This is a genomic window from Allokutzneria oryzae (assembly GCF_042429765.1).
GTDB classification, from domain to species: Bacteria; Actinomycetota; Actinomycetes; order Mycobacteriales; family Pseudonocardiaceae; genus Allokutzneria; species Allokutzneria oryzae.
This window is the reverse complement of record NZ_JBHLZU010000032.1, coordinates 1-15,563: the sequence shown is the minus strand read 5'-3', so window position 1 is coordinate 15,563 and position 15,563 is coordinate 1. Positions and strand designations below refer to the sequence as shown.

General features: G+C 70.3%; 10 protein-coding genes. 5 read left to right on the top strand and 5 right to left on the bottom strand.

Annotation, left to right across the window (positions count from 1 at the left end):
• Window positions 1-77: 77 nt before the first annotated feature.
• Together bla and vanY-N are read left to right on the top strand one after the other, a co-directional pair.
• Window positions 78-980, top strand: a complete 903-nt coding sequence (bla, locus tag ACFFQA_RS33820) for a class A beta-lactamase (RefSeq protein ID WP_377861152.1) — start codon at window positions 78-80, stop codon at window positions 978-980.
• The gene (gene vanY-N / locus ACFFQA_RS33815) at window positions 977-1,522 is read left to right on the top strand and encodes a D,D-peptidase/D,D-carboxypeptidase VanY-N (protein ID WP_377861150.1); all 546 of its coding nucleotides are present in this window, start codon (window positions 977-979) and stop codon (window positions 1,520-1,522) included. Before bla ends, vanY-N begins: the two co-directional genes overlap by 4 nt.
• 328 nt (window positions 1,523-1,850) lie before the next feature.
• On the opposite strand, the gene ACFFQA_RS33810 is transcribed toward vanY-N, so the two are convergent.
• Window positions 1,851-3,005: an erythromycin esterase family protein gene (locus ACFFQA_RS33810; protein ID WP_377861148.1), complete on the bottom strand. Its 1,155-nt coding sequence runs from the start codon at window positions 3,003-3,005 to the stop codon at window positions 1,851-1,853.
• An 81-nt stretch (window positions 3,006-3,086) separates the two neighbouring features.
• Between ACFFQA_RS33810 and ACFFQA_RS33805 the strand changes: the two genes are divergently transcribed.
• Together ACFFQA_RS33805 and ACFFQA_RS33800 are read left to right on the top strand one after the other, a co-directional pair.
• Window positions 3,087-3,809, top strand: a complete 723-nt coding sequence (locus tag ACFFQA_RS33805) for a TioE family transcriptional regulator (protein WP_377861146.1) — start codon at window positions 3,087-3,089, stop codon at window positions 3,807-3,809.
• A gap of 97 nt (window positions 3,810-3,906) precedes the next feature.
• The gene (locus ACFFQA_RS33800; RefSeq protein WP_377861144.1) at window positions 3,907-4,578 is read left to right on the top strand and encodes a hypothetical protein; all 672 of its coding nucleotides are present in this window, start codon (window positions 3,907-3,909) and stop codon (window positions 4,576-4,578) included.
• A gap of 66 nt (window positions 4,579-4,644) precedes the next feature.
• Here ACFFQA_RS33800 and ACFFQA_RS33795 read toward each other — a convergent pair whose 3' ends face one another.
• From ACFFQA_RS33795 to ACFFQA_RS33780, 4 genes are all read right to left on the bottom strand, one after another.
• Window positions 4,645-6,243: an aldehyde dehydrogenase family protein gene (locus tag ACFFQA_RS33795; RefSeq protein WP_377861142.1), complete on the bottom strand. Its 1,599-nt coding sequence runs from the start codon at window positions 6,241-6,243 to the stop codon at window positions 4,645-4,647.
• A complete protein-coding gene (locus tag ACFFQA_RS33790; RefSeq protein ID WP_377861140.1) occupies window positions 6,240-13,499 on the bottom strand; it encodes an SDR family NAD(P)-dependent oxidoreductase in 7,260 nt (2,419 codons plus the stop codon). The genes ACFFQA_RS33795 and ACFFQA_RS33790 overlap by 4 nt, the downstream gene beginning before the upstream one ends.
• Before the next feature lie 134 nt (window positions 13,500-13,633).
• The gene (locus ACFFQA_RS33785; protein ID WP_377861138.1) at window positions 13,634-14,314 is read right to left on the bottom strand and encodes a DUF6226 family protein; all 681 of its coding nucleotides are present in this window, start codon (window positions 14,312-14,314) and stop codon (window positions 13,634-13,636) included.
• A 24-nt stretch (window positions 14,315-14,338) separates the two neighbouring features.
• Window positions 14,339-14,959 carry a TetR/AcrR family transcriptional regulator gene (locus ACFFQA_RS33780; RefSeq protein ID WP_377861136.1) on the bottom strand — a complete coding sequence of 207 codons (621 nt, stop codon included), beginning with the start codon at window positions 14,957-14,959 and terminating at the stop codon, window positions 14,339-14,341.
• A gap of 77 nt (window positions 14,960-15,036) precedes the next feature.
• On the opposite strand from ACFFQA_RS33780, the gene ACFFQA_RS33775 reads away from it, so the two are divergent.
• Window positions 15,037-15,444, top strand: coding sequence for a RidA family protein (locus ACFFQA_RS33775; RefSeq protein ID WP_377861134.1), 408 nt, complete (start codon window positions 15,037-15,039; stop codon window positions 15,442-15,444).
• Window positions 15,445-15,563 lie beyond the last annotated feature (119 nt).

Below are 15,563 nucleotides of genomic sequence, written 5' to 3'. Positions count from 1 at the left end.
CCGTTCATTTCTGTCTTCGACAGCATGACGAGACGCGGTGAGACTGCGGAGACCGATCAACGCCGAAAGGACTCCCTGTGCCCGTCACCTCTCGTCGGCCGTACCTGCGGACGGCCCTCGCCGCGCTGGCCGTCGTGTCACTGACCGCCTGTGCCACCCCTGCTCCCGCCCAGCCACCGGTCTCCACCACCGCTGCGGCAACCGAACACAAGGACTTCGAGCAGCTCGAACGCACCTTCGGCGCACGGCTCGGCGTGTACGCGGTGGACACCGCCACCGGCCGGGAGATCGCGTTCCGCGCCGACGAGCGGTTCGCCTACGCCTCGACCCACAAGGTGTTCAGCGCCGGCGCTGTCCTGCAACGGACTCCCATCAGCGGACTGGACCGGACGGTGACCTTCAGCCGGAACGACCTCGTGTCCGACTCAGCGATCACGGAGAAGCACGTCGGCACCGGGATGACGCTGCGCGCTGTCATGGACGCCACCATCCGCTACAGCGACAACACCGGGGGCAACCTGCTCTTCCGCGAACTCGGCGGCCCGAACGGTCTGGCAGAGGCGTTGCGCGCGATCGGCGACGCCACGATCCACGTCGACCGGATCGAACCCCAGCTCAACGAGACCGCGCCCGGCGATATCCGCGACACCAGCACGCCGCGCGCCCTCACGAACACCCTGCGCGCGTTCACCCTCGGCACTGCCCTGCCCGAGGACAAGCGGACCATCCTCACCGACATGATGCGGGCCAACACCACGGGCGGCGCGCTCATTCGGGCGGGTGTTCCCGAGGGCTGGCAGGTCGCCGACAAGACCGGTGCAGCAGATTACGGAACCCGCAACGACATCGCCGTCATCTGGCCGCCGCAGCGCGCGCCCATCGTGCTCGCCGTCCTGTCCGACCGGCCGGAGAAGAAGGCCGCCTACGACAACAAGCTCATCGCCCAGGCCACAACCGTCGCGCTCAAGACCTTCCGGTGAGCAGACCGCGTCTCCGTGACCGCGGGTACCGGCTGGTCACTCGCGCTTTGGCCGTGCTGCTGCTCCCGGTGGCGTGTGTGGTCGCACCTGGCCGCGCGCGGTACCTCGCGTGCCAATGGGCGCTCAAGGCGCGGTTTCCCGCCGAGAACCTCAACGGCTTGACTCCGCAGACCCGGGCGGCGTTCACGGAGGCGCGCGCACGGGCGTTGTGGCAGCACGGGATCCTGATCGGGCTGACCTCGGGATACCGCGACGCCACAGCCCAGGAACGCCTGTTCGCCGCCGAGGTCCGCCGCAGTGGATCACCTGCGGCGGCCCGGCAGCGGACGTTGCCCCCCGCCGAGTCCCGGCACGTCGCCGGAACCGCGGTGGACGTGCGTCCCACCGAGGGGGCGCGCTGGCTGGAGCTTCACGGCGGGCGGCACCACCTGTACCGCGTCTACGACAACGAGTGGTGGCACTTCGAGTACCGGCCCGAGGGCCGCCCGCCACGCCTGCCCCACCCCGGCGCGGTGCCCACCGGCACTGAGACCTGCTGGTGAGGCTCATCGCGGTTGGGTATCCCGCGACCGCCGGTGCTGGGGTGGAGGTCGATTCGGTAGCTGCCGATGCCAGCCGAGTCAGCGAACCACCCCGCACCGGCGGCGCCGCGGCGAGCCCGTCCTCAGTGCCGATCGAGACCCTGCACGCCACCCCACCCCACCCACTCACCACCCCCAGGCCCCCTTCACCCCCGAGCCCCCCATTTCGCGTTTTGTAGGCTTAATGCGAAATGAGAGCGCTCTTTCGCGCATTTAGGTGACAAAACGCGAGAACCCTGACCACGCCAGCCAGCTGGCCACGCGTGTACGGGGAGGTGCGGGGGTGGCGCTAGGCGTAGGAGGCCCCGACCTTCGTGCCGTTCTTGATGTGCAGGACCGTGTCGGCGCCGTCGAGGCTCGCCTGGTCGAGCGGGAAGTAGCCTTGCTGTGGCTTGGTGTCGGTGCGGGTACGGGCGGACGCGACCGTGGTGGCCGTTGTGAGGCCCCAGGTGGTGGTGCGGTTCTGCAGGAAGCCCTCGTAGGTGTCCGGCTCGGGCTCTCCAAGCGCGATGGTGTCGCTGCGGCCCAGGCTGCCCGCGATGAAGGAGTACTGCCGGCCCACCAGAGACTCCACGATGGCGCCGGCACTGGACCAGGTGAGGTCCATGTCCGCCAGGCGCCAGTTGCTCGGGTTTCGTTGCAGGTGGCGGTTGTGCGCGAAGACGAGCGTCGCGCCCCGTTGGGCCTCGATGCCTCGAATGTCGAGGAGGTTCTCGGCCATGAGCGCATCCCGGGTGGCGAGCAGGCGGGACACCCGCGCGCTCTCCTCAACGCGTTGGGCCGACTGTTTGTGGTACCGCAGCAAGCCAAGACCGGCGGTGAGATAAGTCTTGGCCCTGAACCACTTGGCGCGTGATGTCGCCGCGATCAGTTCCGGTGCGCGCGCGTAGAGCGCGGTGAGCATGTCGTCGGCGAGCGTGCGAAGGGTGTCAGCCTCGGTTGTGGCGCCGATCGACATGGCCGGGTCTGTGACCGCCTCCGTGCGGCTCCACCGTTCGTCATCGCCGACGAGGCTCGCGAGATCGAGGTCGAGCTCCAGGTAGTCGCGGGCGTATTCCAGGTAGCGCCGCGGGCTGGGGGCGCTCATCGTCTCCGTCGAAGCGTCGAAGCCGTGGAAAGCCAGTCGTTCTTGCGCGGGTCGGCCTTCGTTGTACTCGCGCATCCAGGCAACCAGTTGCCTGTTGGCGTCCAGGTCTCCGAAGCCGTGCGAGAAGCCCTCGCTCATCGCCGCGTCGAGGGTTCCCACTCCCTCCTGGACGAAGTCGTTCACGGTGAGCGCGGCCACGCGATCGGTCTCCAGGGCGATCGAACGGAATCCGCGGCCTACCAACTGGACGAACAGGTCGTTCCGGGTCCACGCGAAGGCCGGTTCCAGGTGCGTCGGCTCACCGAGCGCCAGCAAGTCACATGAGGCGGCAACGAAGTCTCGAATGTCCTGACTCATGAGACTCAATCGTATCTTTGAAAGAGGCGTTGAGACTTCTCGCGCCTTGGCCACGCACGAATGCTGTAAAGTCTCAAACCGATGATCACCTTCCGGCCTGCGGACCTCGCGCGGGAGCACGGCATCTCGACCCAGGCGGTCCGCAACTACGAGCGCGACGGGTTCATCCCACCCGCTGAGCGCACACCCAGCGGTTACCGCGTCTACACCGAGGTGCACGCGGCGGCGCTGCGCACCTACCTCTCGCTCGTCGCGGCCTACGGGTACTCGACCAGCGGCCGGATCATGACCGCACTCCACGATGACCAGCTCAACGACGTCCTGAAGGCCATCGACCGTGGCCACAGCCAGTTGCTCCGCGACCGGGAAACCCTTGACGCGGTGCGGAAAGCGGTGGGTCACCTGACGGCGCAGTCTGATGGCGCCCCAAACCGCTCAGCAGTCCCTGACGCCCGGACCATCGGCGAGCTCGCGCACCACCTCAGTGTCACCCCGGCAACCGTGCGGAACTGGGAACGTGCGGGCATCCTCCTCCCCACACGAGACCCGGCCACCGGGTACCGCGTCTTCCACGCGAGCGACATCCGCGACGCCGAGCTCGCCCACCTCCTCAGACGCGGGGGCTACCCGCTGGAGCACATCTCCACCGTGGTCCAGCAGATCCGATCAGCAGGCGGCACGGACGCGCTGGCCGCCGCACTGGATGACTGGCAACGAAAGCTCACCGCGCAGGGGCTCGCCATGCTCAACGCGGCCACTCATCTCAGCCATTACCTGAGCCTGCTGAACCGGGGACCGGCATAGGCGAAAGCCCAAAAGCGATTCCTCTCGCTCCCCGCGAACGTCCTTCTTTTGAGTCATCTGCTGCCCGGTTCGCGGGGAGGCACGCGACACTTGGATCATGGCGGTCACTCGACGTGTCTTTGTCAGCGGCGCAATGGCGGCGCCCTTCCTCGCCCAGCTGGGGGCGGCGGCACCCGCGAACGCGAACCCGGCGGTTGACGTGGCGTTCACCCTGGTGGACGGGCTCAGTGAGATGCGGTTGACCGAGCTCGCGCTCAAGCGGCTCGCGGCGGAGAAGATCGACGTCCAGGCAGTCGCCCCGGCCACCCCCATCGTGGGGGCGGACGGAACCACCGTCGTGGGCGTCACGCTGCCGCCGGAGTACGGCACTGGCACCGTCACCCCGCTGGGGCAGCCGGGCAAGGGGACCGGACGCGTGCTGGGCGGTGTGGTGCTGCGGAGCTCGAAGGCGCGGATGGAGATCACCGGTATCCGGGGCTCGGTGCCCGACGGGCGGATCTTCGCCTTCTTGAAGGTCAACGACGAGTGGGTGGGCGAGCTGCCGTTGTACGCCAGCGACCCGAGCGCGGTGCGGCTGTCCGTGCAGCCTGGGTCGCCGGGACAGCCGACCGTGCTCAAGGGCAGCGGCATTCCGATCACCCCGACCCAGGAGGGCGTGGACGCCTTCACAGAAACCTTCGGCGTCGCGCTGTTCGCCGTGACGGACAAGGTTTTCACCGCGTCGGGCGCGGGCCGCGCGTGGCCGCTGCCGACCTTGCTGCCCGGCTGATCGTCTCCGCTCCCCGGCACCGGCGCACCGGAGTTGTTCCGGTGCGCCGGTGTTCGTCTTGTGGTGTCAGGTCCTGCCGATGAGGGCTTCCCGGGGATGGGTCCTGGTCGTGGCGATGGCAACGGCCTGGAGGCGGCTGGCGCGCAGGAAGGGGTAGGCGGCCTCGCCGTGCGTCCCCCCGCTGTGCCCCGTACCACCGAGACCGGGCAGGTACGGGGCGTGCCCCATGTGCGAGTCGTTGACCTTGAGCACTCCCCCGTTGGTCACCGCGGTGGTGAACCGCTCGACGACCTCCGGGCTCTGCGCCCACAAGGAGTTCCGCAGGCCGAACTTGTTGCCGTTGAGGAAGTCCACGCAGCGGTCGAGCAGATCCGGGCCGTCGTCGGGCACCACGACCGACAGCAGCGGGAAGAAGGTCTCCTCGCGCACGGCGGCGATGGTCTCGGCCAGCTCGAACCCGTTGACGCGCACCACGGTCGGTTCGATGAACAGCCCGTGGGGATCGGGTTCACCGCGCAGGTTGATCTGCGCGCCGCCGCAGATCTTCGTGGCGCCCGCGTGCAGTGCTCCGTCGAGGCTGCGCTTGAAGGCGGTGGCCCGAAGGACGGGGCTGAGCACCGTGTCGGAGTCCTCCGGGTCGCCCGGCCGCAACGCGCCCGCGGCCTCCTGCAACCGGAGCAGCAGGTCGTCGGCGATGTCGGGGTGGACGATGGCGTACTTCGGGCTGAAACAGGTCTGCCCCGAGGCGTAGAACGCCTCAAGCAACGCGGCGGTGGCGCGGTCGAGGTCGGCGTCGCGCCACACAAGCACACCGTCGTTGCCGGACAGTTCCAGGATCGCTCGCTTGCCCCGCTCCACGCACTTGCGTTCCAGGGCCAGCCCGGTCTCGCTGGAACCGAAGTAGTAGATGGAGTTCACCAGTGGGCTGTCCAGCCACTGCTGCATGGTGACCTCGAAGTCCGCGCACAGCACGTTGAACATCCCGGCGGGCGCTCCGCGCGCTTCGAGCACCGGGATGATGATGTTGTGCAGGGCGTAGCTCAGCGAGCTGGCGCAGCTGCGGGGCACGCGGATCACCACGCTGTTGCCCGCGAGCAGCACGAGCGAGGCGATCAGCCCGAACAGCGGCGCGTTGGCCGGTGGGTCGACGCACACGACTCCATCGGGCTGGCGCTGCAACACGATCTCGTGATGGGGCGTGGTGAACTCCTGCCGGAGCAAGGACCGCGCCAGGTCCAAGCTCTCCGGCCGCACGAGCTCCAGCACCACGTTCAGCTGTGCCTCGGCCAGCAGCCATGGACAGCCCTCCATGCGCAGGATCCGGGCCAGCTCCTCGCGATGTGCTTGGAATGCCGAGTACAGGTCGCCGATGCACCCGAGCCGGTCGGCCAGGGGCATCGCGCGCACCCGTGGCGCCGCGTCGGCCGCCGCCCGCAACGCGGCCTGTCCCAGCTCGGGGGTCGATAGCGCGGCCGAACAGAGGATGTGCGGATGCGCGTGCAGCTCCTCCTCGGAGCCTTCCCGCAACAGCCGGAACAGCGTCGCCGCTTCGGAACCGCGAGGCTCCAGCACAGAGCGGACGCTCATGCCGTAGGCGCGTTCGTCGGTGTCGATCCGCTCACCGCCGATGTAGAGCGGGAAATGCCGGACGGCGGTCTGAGTCACTTGCTCTCCTCGGCCTTGAAGTAGGTGACCAGCGAACGGGCCAGGTCGTCGATGCCGCTGCTCGCGACCACCCGCATGATCGGGATCTCGCGGCCGAAGCGGCGCCGCATCTTCGTGACGAGCTCGGCGCCCATCAGCGAGTCCACGCCCAGCTGGTCGAGCGGACGGTTGCGGTCGATGCGCTCCGCCGCGACGCCGAGCACCTCGGCGAGCGTCGTGACGATGGCGTCGGCGACCAGCTCGGCCGCCTCCTCCACCGACGCCTCCCGAAGCCGGTCCAGCAGGTCGTCGTCCTCGGCGGTCACGGCGTGCCCGCCCCCGCCCAGCTCACCGAGCCGCGGCGTGGTGATGTGCGCGTACAGCCGGCGCAGGAACTCCCCGTCGTGGCTCCACACCACCGCGACCTCGGGCCCTCCGACCAGCTCGTCCAGCGCCTGGCGCACGTGGCGCAGCGACAGCAGGGTCAGGCCCGCCCGCGTGACGGTCCGGGCCGTGGCCTCGTTGCGGGCCACGTAGCCGACCTCGCCGAGAGCACCCCAGGCGATCGTCTGCCCGACCAGCCCCCGCTCTCGGCGAGAGCGCGCGAACGCCTCCAGGAACAGGTTTCCCGCGCAGTAGGCGGCCTGTCCCGCGTTGCCCACCACGGCCGCCGCCGAGGAGAACATCAGGAACAGGTCGAGGTCGTGACCGCTGGTGACGCGGTCGAGGACGAGTGCCCCGGCCATCTTCGGCGCGAGCACGGCGCGGAAGCGGTCATCGGTCAGGTCAGCCGTCATCACGTCGTCGAGGACCATCGCCGCGTGCACGACGCCGCGCAGCGGGGTGCCGATGCCCTCGACGACACCCCGCATCGCGGCTTCGTCGGTGACATCGGCGGCGTGCACGGACACCTCGACGCCCCGCGCGGTCAGCTCCGAGACGAGGTCCTGGGCCTCCGGCACGGCCATGCCACGCCGGTTGACCAGCGCGAGGTGCCTCGCGCCACGGTCGGTCAGCCAGCGCCCCACCTCCGCGCCGAAGCCGCTCGCGCCGCCGGCTATCAGGTAGGTACCGGCAGGGTCGGCCGTGAACCCTTTGTCCCGCAACACGTTCTCCACGGGAGGGCGCTCGTCGAAGGTGACGACCAGTTTGCCGATGTGGCGGGAGTGCTGGAGGGAGCGGAACGCCTCCGCCGCCCTGGAGGCGGGGAACACCCGGTGCGGGATGGGGTGCACGACTCCGGACCGCACCTGCTCAACGACCTCGTCGTGCTGGTCGGCGATCTCCTGGTGGCGCAGGCGGCCGAGCTGGTCGACGTCGACGACGAAGTAGCTGATGTTGTTGCGCAGCGGGAACAGGGAGACGTTGCGATCGCTGTAGAGGTCGCGCTTGCCGAGCTCGACGAACCGGCCACCGAAGCGCAGCAGCTCCAGGCTCCGGCCGATGAACTCCCCACCCAGCGAGTTGAGCACGACGTCCACCCCCTGCCCGCCGGTGACGTCGAGCACGTCGGCGGCGAAGCTGAGGCTGCGGGAGTCGAAGACGTGCTCGACGCCGAGCAGCTTCAGGTAGTCCCGCTTCTCCTCGGTGCCCGCGGTCGCGATCACCGTGGCTCCGACGTGCCGGGCGCACTGGAGTGCGGCCAGTCCGACTCCCCCGGCCGCGCCGTGCACCAGCACCGTCTCGCCCCTGGCGAGCTTGGCCTGGTGGAACAGCCCGTATCTGGCGCTCAGCAATGCCACGGGCATCGTCGCGGCTGCCGTGGGGGCGACTCCGGGCGACACCAGGGCGACCATGTTCTCGTCGACCAGCACGTGTGAGGCGAACGCGCCGGGCGCCGAGCCGAAGACCTGGTCACCGGGCCGGAACCGGGTCACCCCCGGACCGACCGCCGTGACCACGCCGGCGCACTCCCCACCCAGGCTCATGCCGCTCATCCCGGACTCCACCACCCAGCCCGGCAGCATGCCGACCGCGAGCAGCGCGTCACGGTAGTTGATGCCCACCGCCCGAACCTCGACGAGCAACTGCCCGGAGGCGGGTCGCGGCATGTCCATCGCCACCCACGCCAACTCGTAGGACGGCCCCGCGTCGCGGGCGACGAGCCGGTAGGGCGTGGAGCTGTCATCGGCCCGAGCCGGGGGCAGGTCGCGGAGCCGGGGAACGAACCGGCCGGAGGCGGTGAGCACCACCTCGTCCTCGTCCGTGGGGTCGAGGAGTTCGCGGGCGATGCTCTCGACCGGCACGTCGCGCGCGACCGAGACGCGTCGGACATCCAGCAGGCTGTGTTCGGCGGCGACCGTGCGCGTGGCGCCCCAGAGCGCCGCCTCGGCCGGGTCGGTCGCCTGCTCCGGGGCCGGGTTGACCCCCGTGGAGCGGCTGATCAGCCACAACCGGGTCACCGAGCCGGCAGGCAGCTCTGCCGCGTTCAGCGCGAGCGCGCGCACGAACCCGAACCGCCGCGTGGCCGCGTGGACTGCGGCCTCCGGGTCGGAGCCGGACTCGGCGAGCACGAACACCACGTCGGTCCGAGCAGCCGTGAACCACTCGCCGGTGTCGGCCTCGGTGGTCGTCAGCACCGCGTCCGCGCTCAGGTCCGTGAGCCTCGTGGTGAGCGCGGCTGCCAACTCCGGCTCCTCGTCGTCCTCAGCGACGACCACGACGCGAGCGGTGGCTTCGACGACGGGCGCCTCCGGCAGCGGAGCGGAGCGCGGCACCCTGCTCGCCATCGTCACCGAGCCCAGCTCGCCGTCCAGGACCGGGTGCGCGCTGTGAAAACCGTTGTCCAGCGCCAGGTCTCGCCACTGCTGCGCGGACAGCGTCGGCGATGTGGGGCGCAGGTCGAAGTCGGTCATCGACCAGAACCCGGGCACCAGGCCGAACGGCAGGGCGAGCACGGCCGGATCGTGCACCTCGATGAAGAGCAGACGGCCGTGGTCGGTCAGCATCTCCGACACCGCGCGCAGTGCCGACCGCACGTCCTTGGCCGCGTGCAGGGCGCCTCCGGCGACCACGACGTCGAAGGTGCCCGGTTCGATGTCGGGCTCGTCGAGGTCCAGGGTCCGGTACTCGACGAAGTCGTACCGCGCGAACCGGGCCTCGGCCGGGGCGAGGAAGAACTGTGAAACGTCGGTGAACACGTACCGAGTGCGATCCGGTGGCAGCACGGGCAGCAGCGCGGCGGTCATGGCACCGGTACCGCCACCGATCTCAAGAATCCTCAGTGGACGGTCAGCGGGCCACGCATCGACCAGAACCCGCATCGCCTCGGCGGCGGCCCGGCTGCACGGACGCAGAGCCGGTGCCAGTTCGTAGTAGTGGGCGAGGGTGTCGCTGCCGTGCGCGGGAAAGAGGATGTCGAGCGCGTCCCGCTCACCGCGCAGCAGCTCGGCCAGGTGCACACCGCAGCGGCCGAACAGCGTCAGTTCCGGGGTGTGGTCGGGGAAATCGGTGACCAGGTCGGCGAACGCGGGCTCGACGGCCGTCGAGCAGACCCGCCAGCGCGTCCGGCCCTGGAACTCGCCGAGCCATTCGAGGTGACCGTGCTCCACGGCCAGTCCGGTGAGGAGGTCGATCAGCCGGGAGAACGCCGGTCGCACCCCTGCGGCCAGCAGGTCCTCGGTGAAGAAGACCTCCGCGTCGTCGAGCAGGGTGGTGAAGGCGCGCACCGCGAAAGCCGCGGTGGACGCGAGCCGGCGCCGACGGAACTCCGCGTACCCCGGGACGGGGCGCGCCTCGATCCGAGGCGGCTCGCACACGACTTCCGCGGTCGGCGGGAGTCCCCGCGGTGCGGCGCGGAGTTCGGTGTGCTGGCGCAACACCGGGCGACGGCTCGGCAGCTTCACGCGGAGGAACCGGAAGTCCAGCAGCTCCAACAAGACGGTCCCGGACTCGTCGGTGACCGCGATGTCCGCCGATGCCCAGGTCTCCGCGACCGTGCGGCAGCGGAAGTACACCGAGCCCGTCTCGGTCGGCGTTACCCACAACCGCGCGGTGCCGACCGCGACGGGCATGTAGGAGTCCTCATCGGAGACGTGGCCGTGGCGGATCCGGCCCAGCTCGATCGCGGCCTGCGGGGCGGCGTCGGTCCACGCGGGATGCGCGTGGAACCCGGCGAGGTCCAGGTGGCGGCAGTCGTAGTCGGCCAGGATCTCCGTGCCGTCCACCCACAGCCCGGTCATGACCAGGAAGTCCGGGCCGTAGCCGAGGCCGAGCCGCTGAGCGTCGGCGTAGAGCGTCTCCCGGTCGACGTGCTCGCCGCGTTCGGCGAACCGGGCTCTCAGCGCAGCCAGGTCCAGCGGTGCGGGGGCCGCAGCGACCCTGCGTCGCACACGCCCTCGCGCGTGGGTCTGCCACGGCTGTCCCTCCGCCGAGCGGCTGGCGACCCGGAACACACCGTCCTCTTCGGACAGTGACACCTGCGTGCGGGGCAGCTCGGACTCGTCATCGGGGGCGACCAGCGGCTTGGTGATGTGCAGCTCGCGCACCTCCGCAGGACCGTCGAAGACCAGCTGCCCGGCCGCCCACCCCATCTCCAGGTACCCGGCGGCGGGCATGATCGGGCTCCCTGCCGCTCGGTGCCCCTTCAGCCACGGCACCCTCGCGGGGTCCACTGTGGACTGCCAGGTGGGGTCGGCGACCGCGGCGCGGTCCCCGAGCAGCACGTGGTCGGCCGGTGCCCCGGTGCCGCTCCACGTGTACTGGCTGCCCAACCAGAACCGCTCGCGCTGCCACGGGTAGGCCGGCAGCGGCACGACCCTGCCCTGCTGGGGGAAGTAGCGGTCGGCGGCGATGGGCACACCGGCCGCGAGCGCGGACTCCACCGTCGACCGCAGCGCCGCCACTCCGGGCTCGGAGCGGGTCAGCGTGGGCAGGACCGCGAGCACGCTGTCCTTCGCGGCGCGCTTCAGATACGTCTGCAACACCGGCTTCGGACCGATCTCGATGATCGTGTCGAACCCGGCATCGACCAGGTGGTCGGTGGCGGCGGCGAACCGCACGGGCTCACGGACGTTGCGCCACCAGTACTCCGCGTCCAGCCTCTCCCCCGCCAACGGTCCACCGGTGACCGTGGAGACGAACTCCACCGCGGCCGGTTTCGGCGCGAGATCGGCCAACCCGGTCAGCAGCGATGCGCGCAACGGTTCCATCGCCGAGCTGTGGAACGGGTAGTCCAGGTCCAGCATGCGGCAGAAGACCTCGCGCTCGGCCAGTCGATCCGCCAGGTCGTGCAGATCAGCCTTGGGACCGGCCACCGTGACGTCGTTCGCGCTGTTGATCCCGGCGACCTCCACTCGCCCCTCGTAGCGAGCGAGCAGTTTCTCGGCTTCCTCCTGCCCGAGGTTGACGGCGGCCATGGTGCCGGTGCCCGCGGTGCTCGCCTGGGCCTGGCTGCGCGCCACCACCAGCTCCACGGCCTGGTCCAGGTCGTAGATCCCGGCGGCGAAGGCGGCGGCGATCTCGCCGACGCTGTGCCCGTACACCGCTTCCGGTCGGAGGCCGGACTCGGCCAGCATCGCCGTGATCCCCACCTGCACGGCGAACAGGACGGGTTGGATCACCGCGGTGTCGTGGAACCTCGGCTCGGCTGACCGCAGCTCGTCGGCGACGCTCCAGCCGACGCGCGGCGCCAGCACGGCATCGACCTCGGTGACTGTCCGCGCGAACACCGCGTCGGTGTCGATGAGGTCGCTGGCCATGCCGGGCCACTGAGCACCATGTCCGGAGTAGGCGAACGCCACGCGTCCCCGCTCGGTGGCGCGCTGAGGCTTGGCCGGCTCAGCCAGGCGACGACGCGCCTCCTGCGCGGTTCCGGCGAGCACGACCCGGCGATGGGCGTGCTTGCCGCGTCGGTGGTAGGAGGTGAAGGCGACGTCGGCGAAGTCCGAGCAGTCGGCCAAGCGCCCGTCCATGCGGGACACCGCTTCCGCCAGCGCCGCTTCGGTGTGCCCGGAGACGACGATCGGCACCACGGACCCCGTGCGCGGTGCCAGCGGCGCGACCGCGGGCGGCTTCTCCAGGACCACGTGCACGTTCGCGCCGCCGAACCCGAACGAGTTGACGCCCACCAGCCGACCCGATGCCGCGCACGGCTCCTCCACCGGAGTCAGGGCGAGGCCGTCGAAGTCGATGCCGGTGCTGCGCGGACCGGCGTTCGGGGTCACCGGGATCTCGCCGTGCCGCAGCACCAGGATCGCCTTGCACAGTCCGGCCATGCCCGAAGCCGGTTCGAGGTGCCCCATGTTGCCCTTGACGGACCCGATCGGCAGCGGCCCCCCGGACCGGCGGACCCCCAGGGCGTTGCCGATCGCCCGGCACTCGACCGGATCACCGATCGGGGTCCCGGTGCCGTGCGCCTCCAGGTAGGCGAGGTCGTCCGGATCGAGCTCGAAGCCGTCGTAGACCTGACGCAGCAACGCCTCCTGGGCATCGCCGCTGGGCAGCACCAGTCCTGTCGTGCGCCCGTCGCTGTTCGTCCCGGACCCGGCGATCACGGCGTGCACGCGGTCCCCGTCGGCGACCGCGTCGACCAGCCGCTTGAGCACCAGGACACCGCCGCCCTCGGCGCGCACGTACCCGTCGGCGTCGGCCGAGAACGGGCGGCAGTGCCCCGTCGGCGACAGGAATCCCGCCTTGGCGAAACCGACGTAGGTCATGGGGTTGAGCAGCAGGTTCACCCCCGCGGCGAAAGCGATCCGCCCGCCGCCGTGGCGCAGGTGCTCGCACGCGAGGTGGACCGCGTTCAAGGACGAGGCGCAGGCCGTGTCCACCTTCAGGCTCGGCCCGTGCACGTCGAGGTGGTACGACAACCGGTTCGCCGTGTTGGACAACGCCGAACCCGAGTTCGTGTACGGACCGATCGTGTTCCGCTGCACCATCTGCTGCCCGCCGTAGTCCAAAGCGGACACTCCGACGAACACAGCGCTGTCCGTGCCCGACAGCGACCCCGGGTCGATCCCCGCGTCGTCGAGCGCCTCGATCCCCAACTCCAGCAACAGCCGCTGCTGCGGGTCGATGCACACCGCCTCGCGCGGACTGATCCCGAAGAAGTCCGCGTCGAACCCGGTGATGTCGTCGAGGTAGCCGCCCGCGAACGTGTAGGACTTGCCAGGCCGCATCTGGTTGGGGTCCCGGTACCGCTCGACGTCGAACCGGTCCGGCGGCGGCTCCCCGACCGCTTCACGCCCCTCGGACAGCAGCGCCCAGAGCCCGTCCAGGTCGCCGACCCCACCGGGGAACCGACACGCCACGCCCACGATCGCGATCTTGTCAAGCACACCGGGATCGTTGCGAACCCGGGACTCCCGTATCCATGCCGTCACGACCGCTCACCCGGATGATCAACCCATCAGGTGAAGCGCGACGCCGGTCCTTCAGGCGTCTGCGTGCCCGACCCTGAGTCCGAGAGGGCTCAGTCGAGCCAGGACCGCCCCACGAAGACCTCCGCGCCGTCAGGCAACCGGACGTCCTCTCCGCCCGCGAGCCGGCGGCACAGCTCCATCAGCTGGGCGTGGTCCTGGCGTGGTGCCGTGCCACCTGAGCTACCGCCTCCCGGGTGCCACCGCGCGTGCCACCCCCTCCCCCGCAGCGCCACGAACGGACCTCCGACGAGGGTGCCGATCTTCTGGTCGATCGCGGTGAGCAGGTCAGCCGAGCCCCAGTCACAGGCGTCGCAACCGCAGTCGGGCAGCATCGCGACAGCGATCTCGGGCTGGGCGACGCTGATGTGCAGCACCGCCAGCGTTCCTTCGCCCTCGGACAACGGCGCGTCGCGCTCAAGCAGCAGCAGCGGCAGAGTGCCCGGCCGGGACGAGGTGAGCCGGACACCGCGGTCGAACAGGCCCAGGTGGCCCTCGTCGTCGAGCGGAGCCGGCGCGAGGGTCTCGACCTCAACCCCAGGCACCTCGCTGAGCCTGTCGGTCCACACCCGTGCGCGAGCGTGCACGATGCCGTACCGCTCGGGCTCGGTGACCCGCGAGTACGCCTCCTCGGGCGGCGAGTCCGTGCCGGGACGCGGATGGGGCCAGGAAGGCATGCCGAGGCGGTCATAACTCACCGCCACCTGTGACTGCAGCTCGCTCAACATCACCATCCGAACACGGTAGCCGCGGGACTGTCAGCCGGGTGGACGCAGCTGCTTCCAGCCCTTCGCCACCGAGAGCCGGCACCTGTCGGGGTCGTCTCCCGTGCTGGTGAACAGAGCGGTCAGCATGGGGGCGCCGTGGTCGAGCGTCTCTCGGGGCAGCGGGCCGTTAGCGACCAGGGACACCAGCCCGTGGCCGATGGCCCAGCTCTGGATCGCCAGGTCCAGCGGGTCGGTCCCGGCGCGGAAGCGGCCGGTGTCCCTGGCGCGCACGGCGGCTTGGACCAGGTACTCCAGGGTGGCGTCGGCGGCCTTGAGGTCTTCGAGGTCGAAGCTCGCGTCGAACATGACCCGGTACAGGTCAGGGTGGTCCAGGGCGTTGCCGAGGTAGGCGGCGACCAGGGCGGCCAGGTCGCGAACCGGGTCCTTGGACGTGGCCACCACGGCGAACCGGGCCGCGAGCCGGGTGAAGCCCTCCTGGCGCAGGGCCTTCCACATGCCGTCCATGCCGCCGAAGTGCGTGTAGACGGCCATCGTCGACACACCGGTCCCGGCTACCAGCGAACGCAGGGTGATGGGCTCGCGGACACGGAGCATGTGCGCCGCCCGCTCGATGAGCAGGACGCGGACCCCGGGATCTTTCGTCCTCGCCACACCCCCAGGGTACATAGCATTGCAATGCTATGGTTTCGGGGTCCGGACCCGCCGGGCGCTCACGACGAGGAGTCAGCATGGCCATCACCCTGGTGAACCCCGAAGGACTGCCGAAGGTCGACCTCTACCGGCAGGTGTCGGTCGCCACGGGATCGAGGCTGGTCTTCATCGCGGGCCAGGTCGCCCGCGACGCCGACGGCGGCAGGGTCGGCGAAGGCGACCTCGCCGCGCAGACCGAGCAGTGCTACCTCAACATCGGCACCGCCTTGGCCGAGGTCGGCGCCTCCTTCGACGACGTGGTGAAGCTGACCGTCTACGTCGTCGACCTGACCCCCGACAAGATGCCCCTGTTCATGGAGGGCGTCACCCGGGCCTCCGCGAAGCTCGGCGCCACCCCGCTCCCACCGCTGACCGGGATCGGCGTCGCCGCGCTGGCCGAGCCCGACATGCTGGTCGAGATCGAGGCCACCGCGGTCATCGACTAGCGCGGCCCTCCACGCGATAGCCCCACCTCACCACGCCCCGGCACCCCCCACCCCTCATCCACGCACCCCTCCTCCGCGCACCCCTCATCCGCGCACCCCTCATCCGCGCACCCTCGTCT

Bases quoted from the DNA above. Each gene is read 5' to 3' on its own strand.
- ACFFQA_RS33810 (WP_377861148.1), bottom strand. From the start codon at position 3,005: ATGAGTCAGGACATTCGAGACTTCGTTGCCGCCTCATGTGACTTGCTG.
- ACFFQA_RS33805 (WP_377861146.1), top strand. From the start codon at position 3,087: ATGATCACCTTCCGGCCTGCGGACCTCGCGCGGGAGCACGGCATCTCG.
- ACFFQA_RS33800 (WP_377861144.1), top strand. From the start codon at position 3,907: ATGGCGGTCACTCGACGTGTCTTTGTCAGCGGCGCAATGGCGGCGCCC.
- ACFFQA_RS33785 (WP_377861138.1), bottom strand. From the start codon at position 14,314: ATGGTGATGTTGAGCGAGCTGCAGTCACAGGTGGCGGTGAGTTATGAC.
- ACFFQA_RS33775 (WP_377861134.1), top strand. From the start codon at position 15,037: ATGGCCATCACCCTGGTGAACCCCGAAGGACTGCCGAAGGTCGACCTC.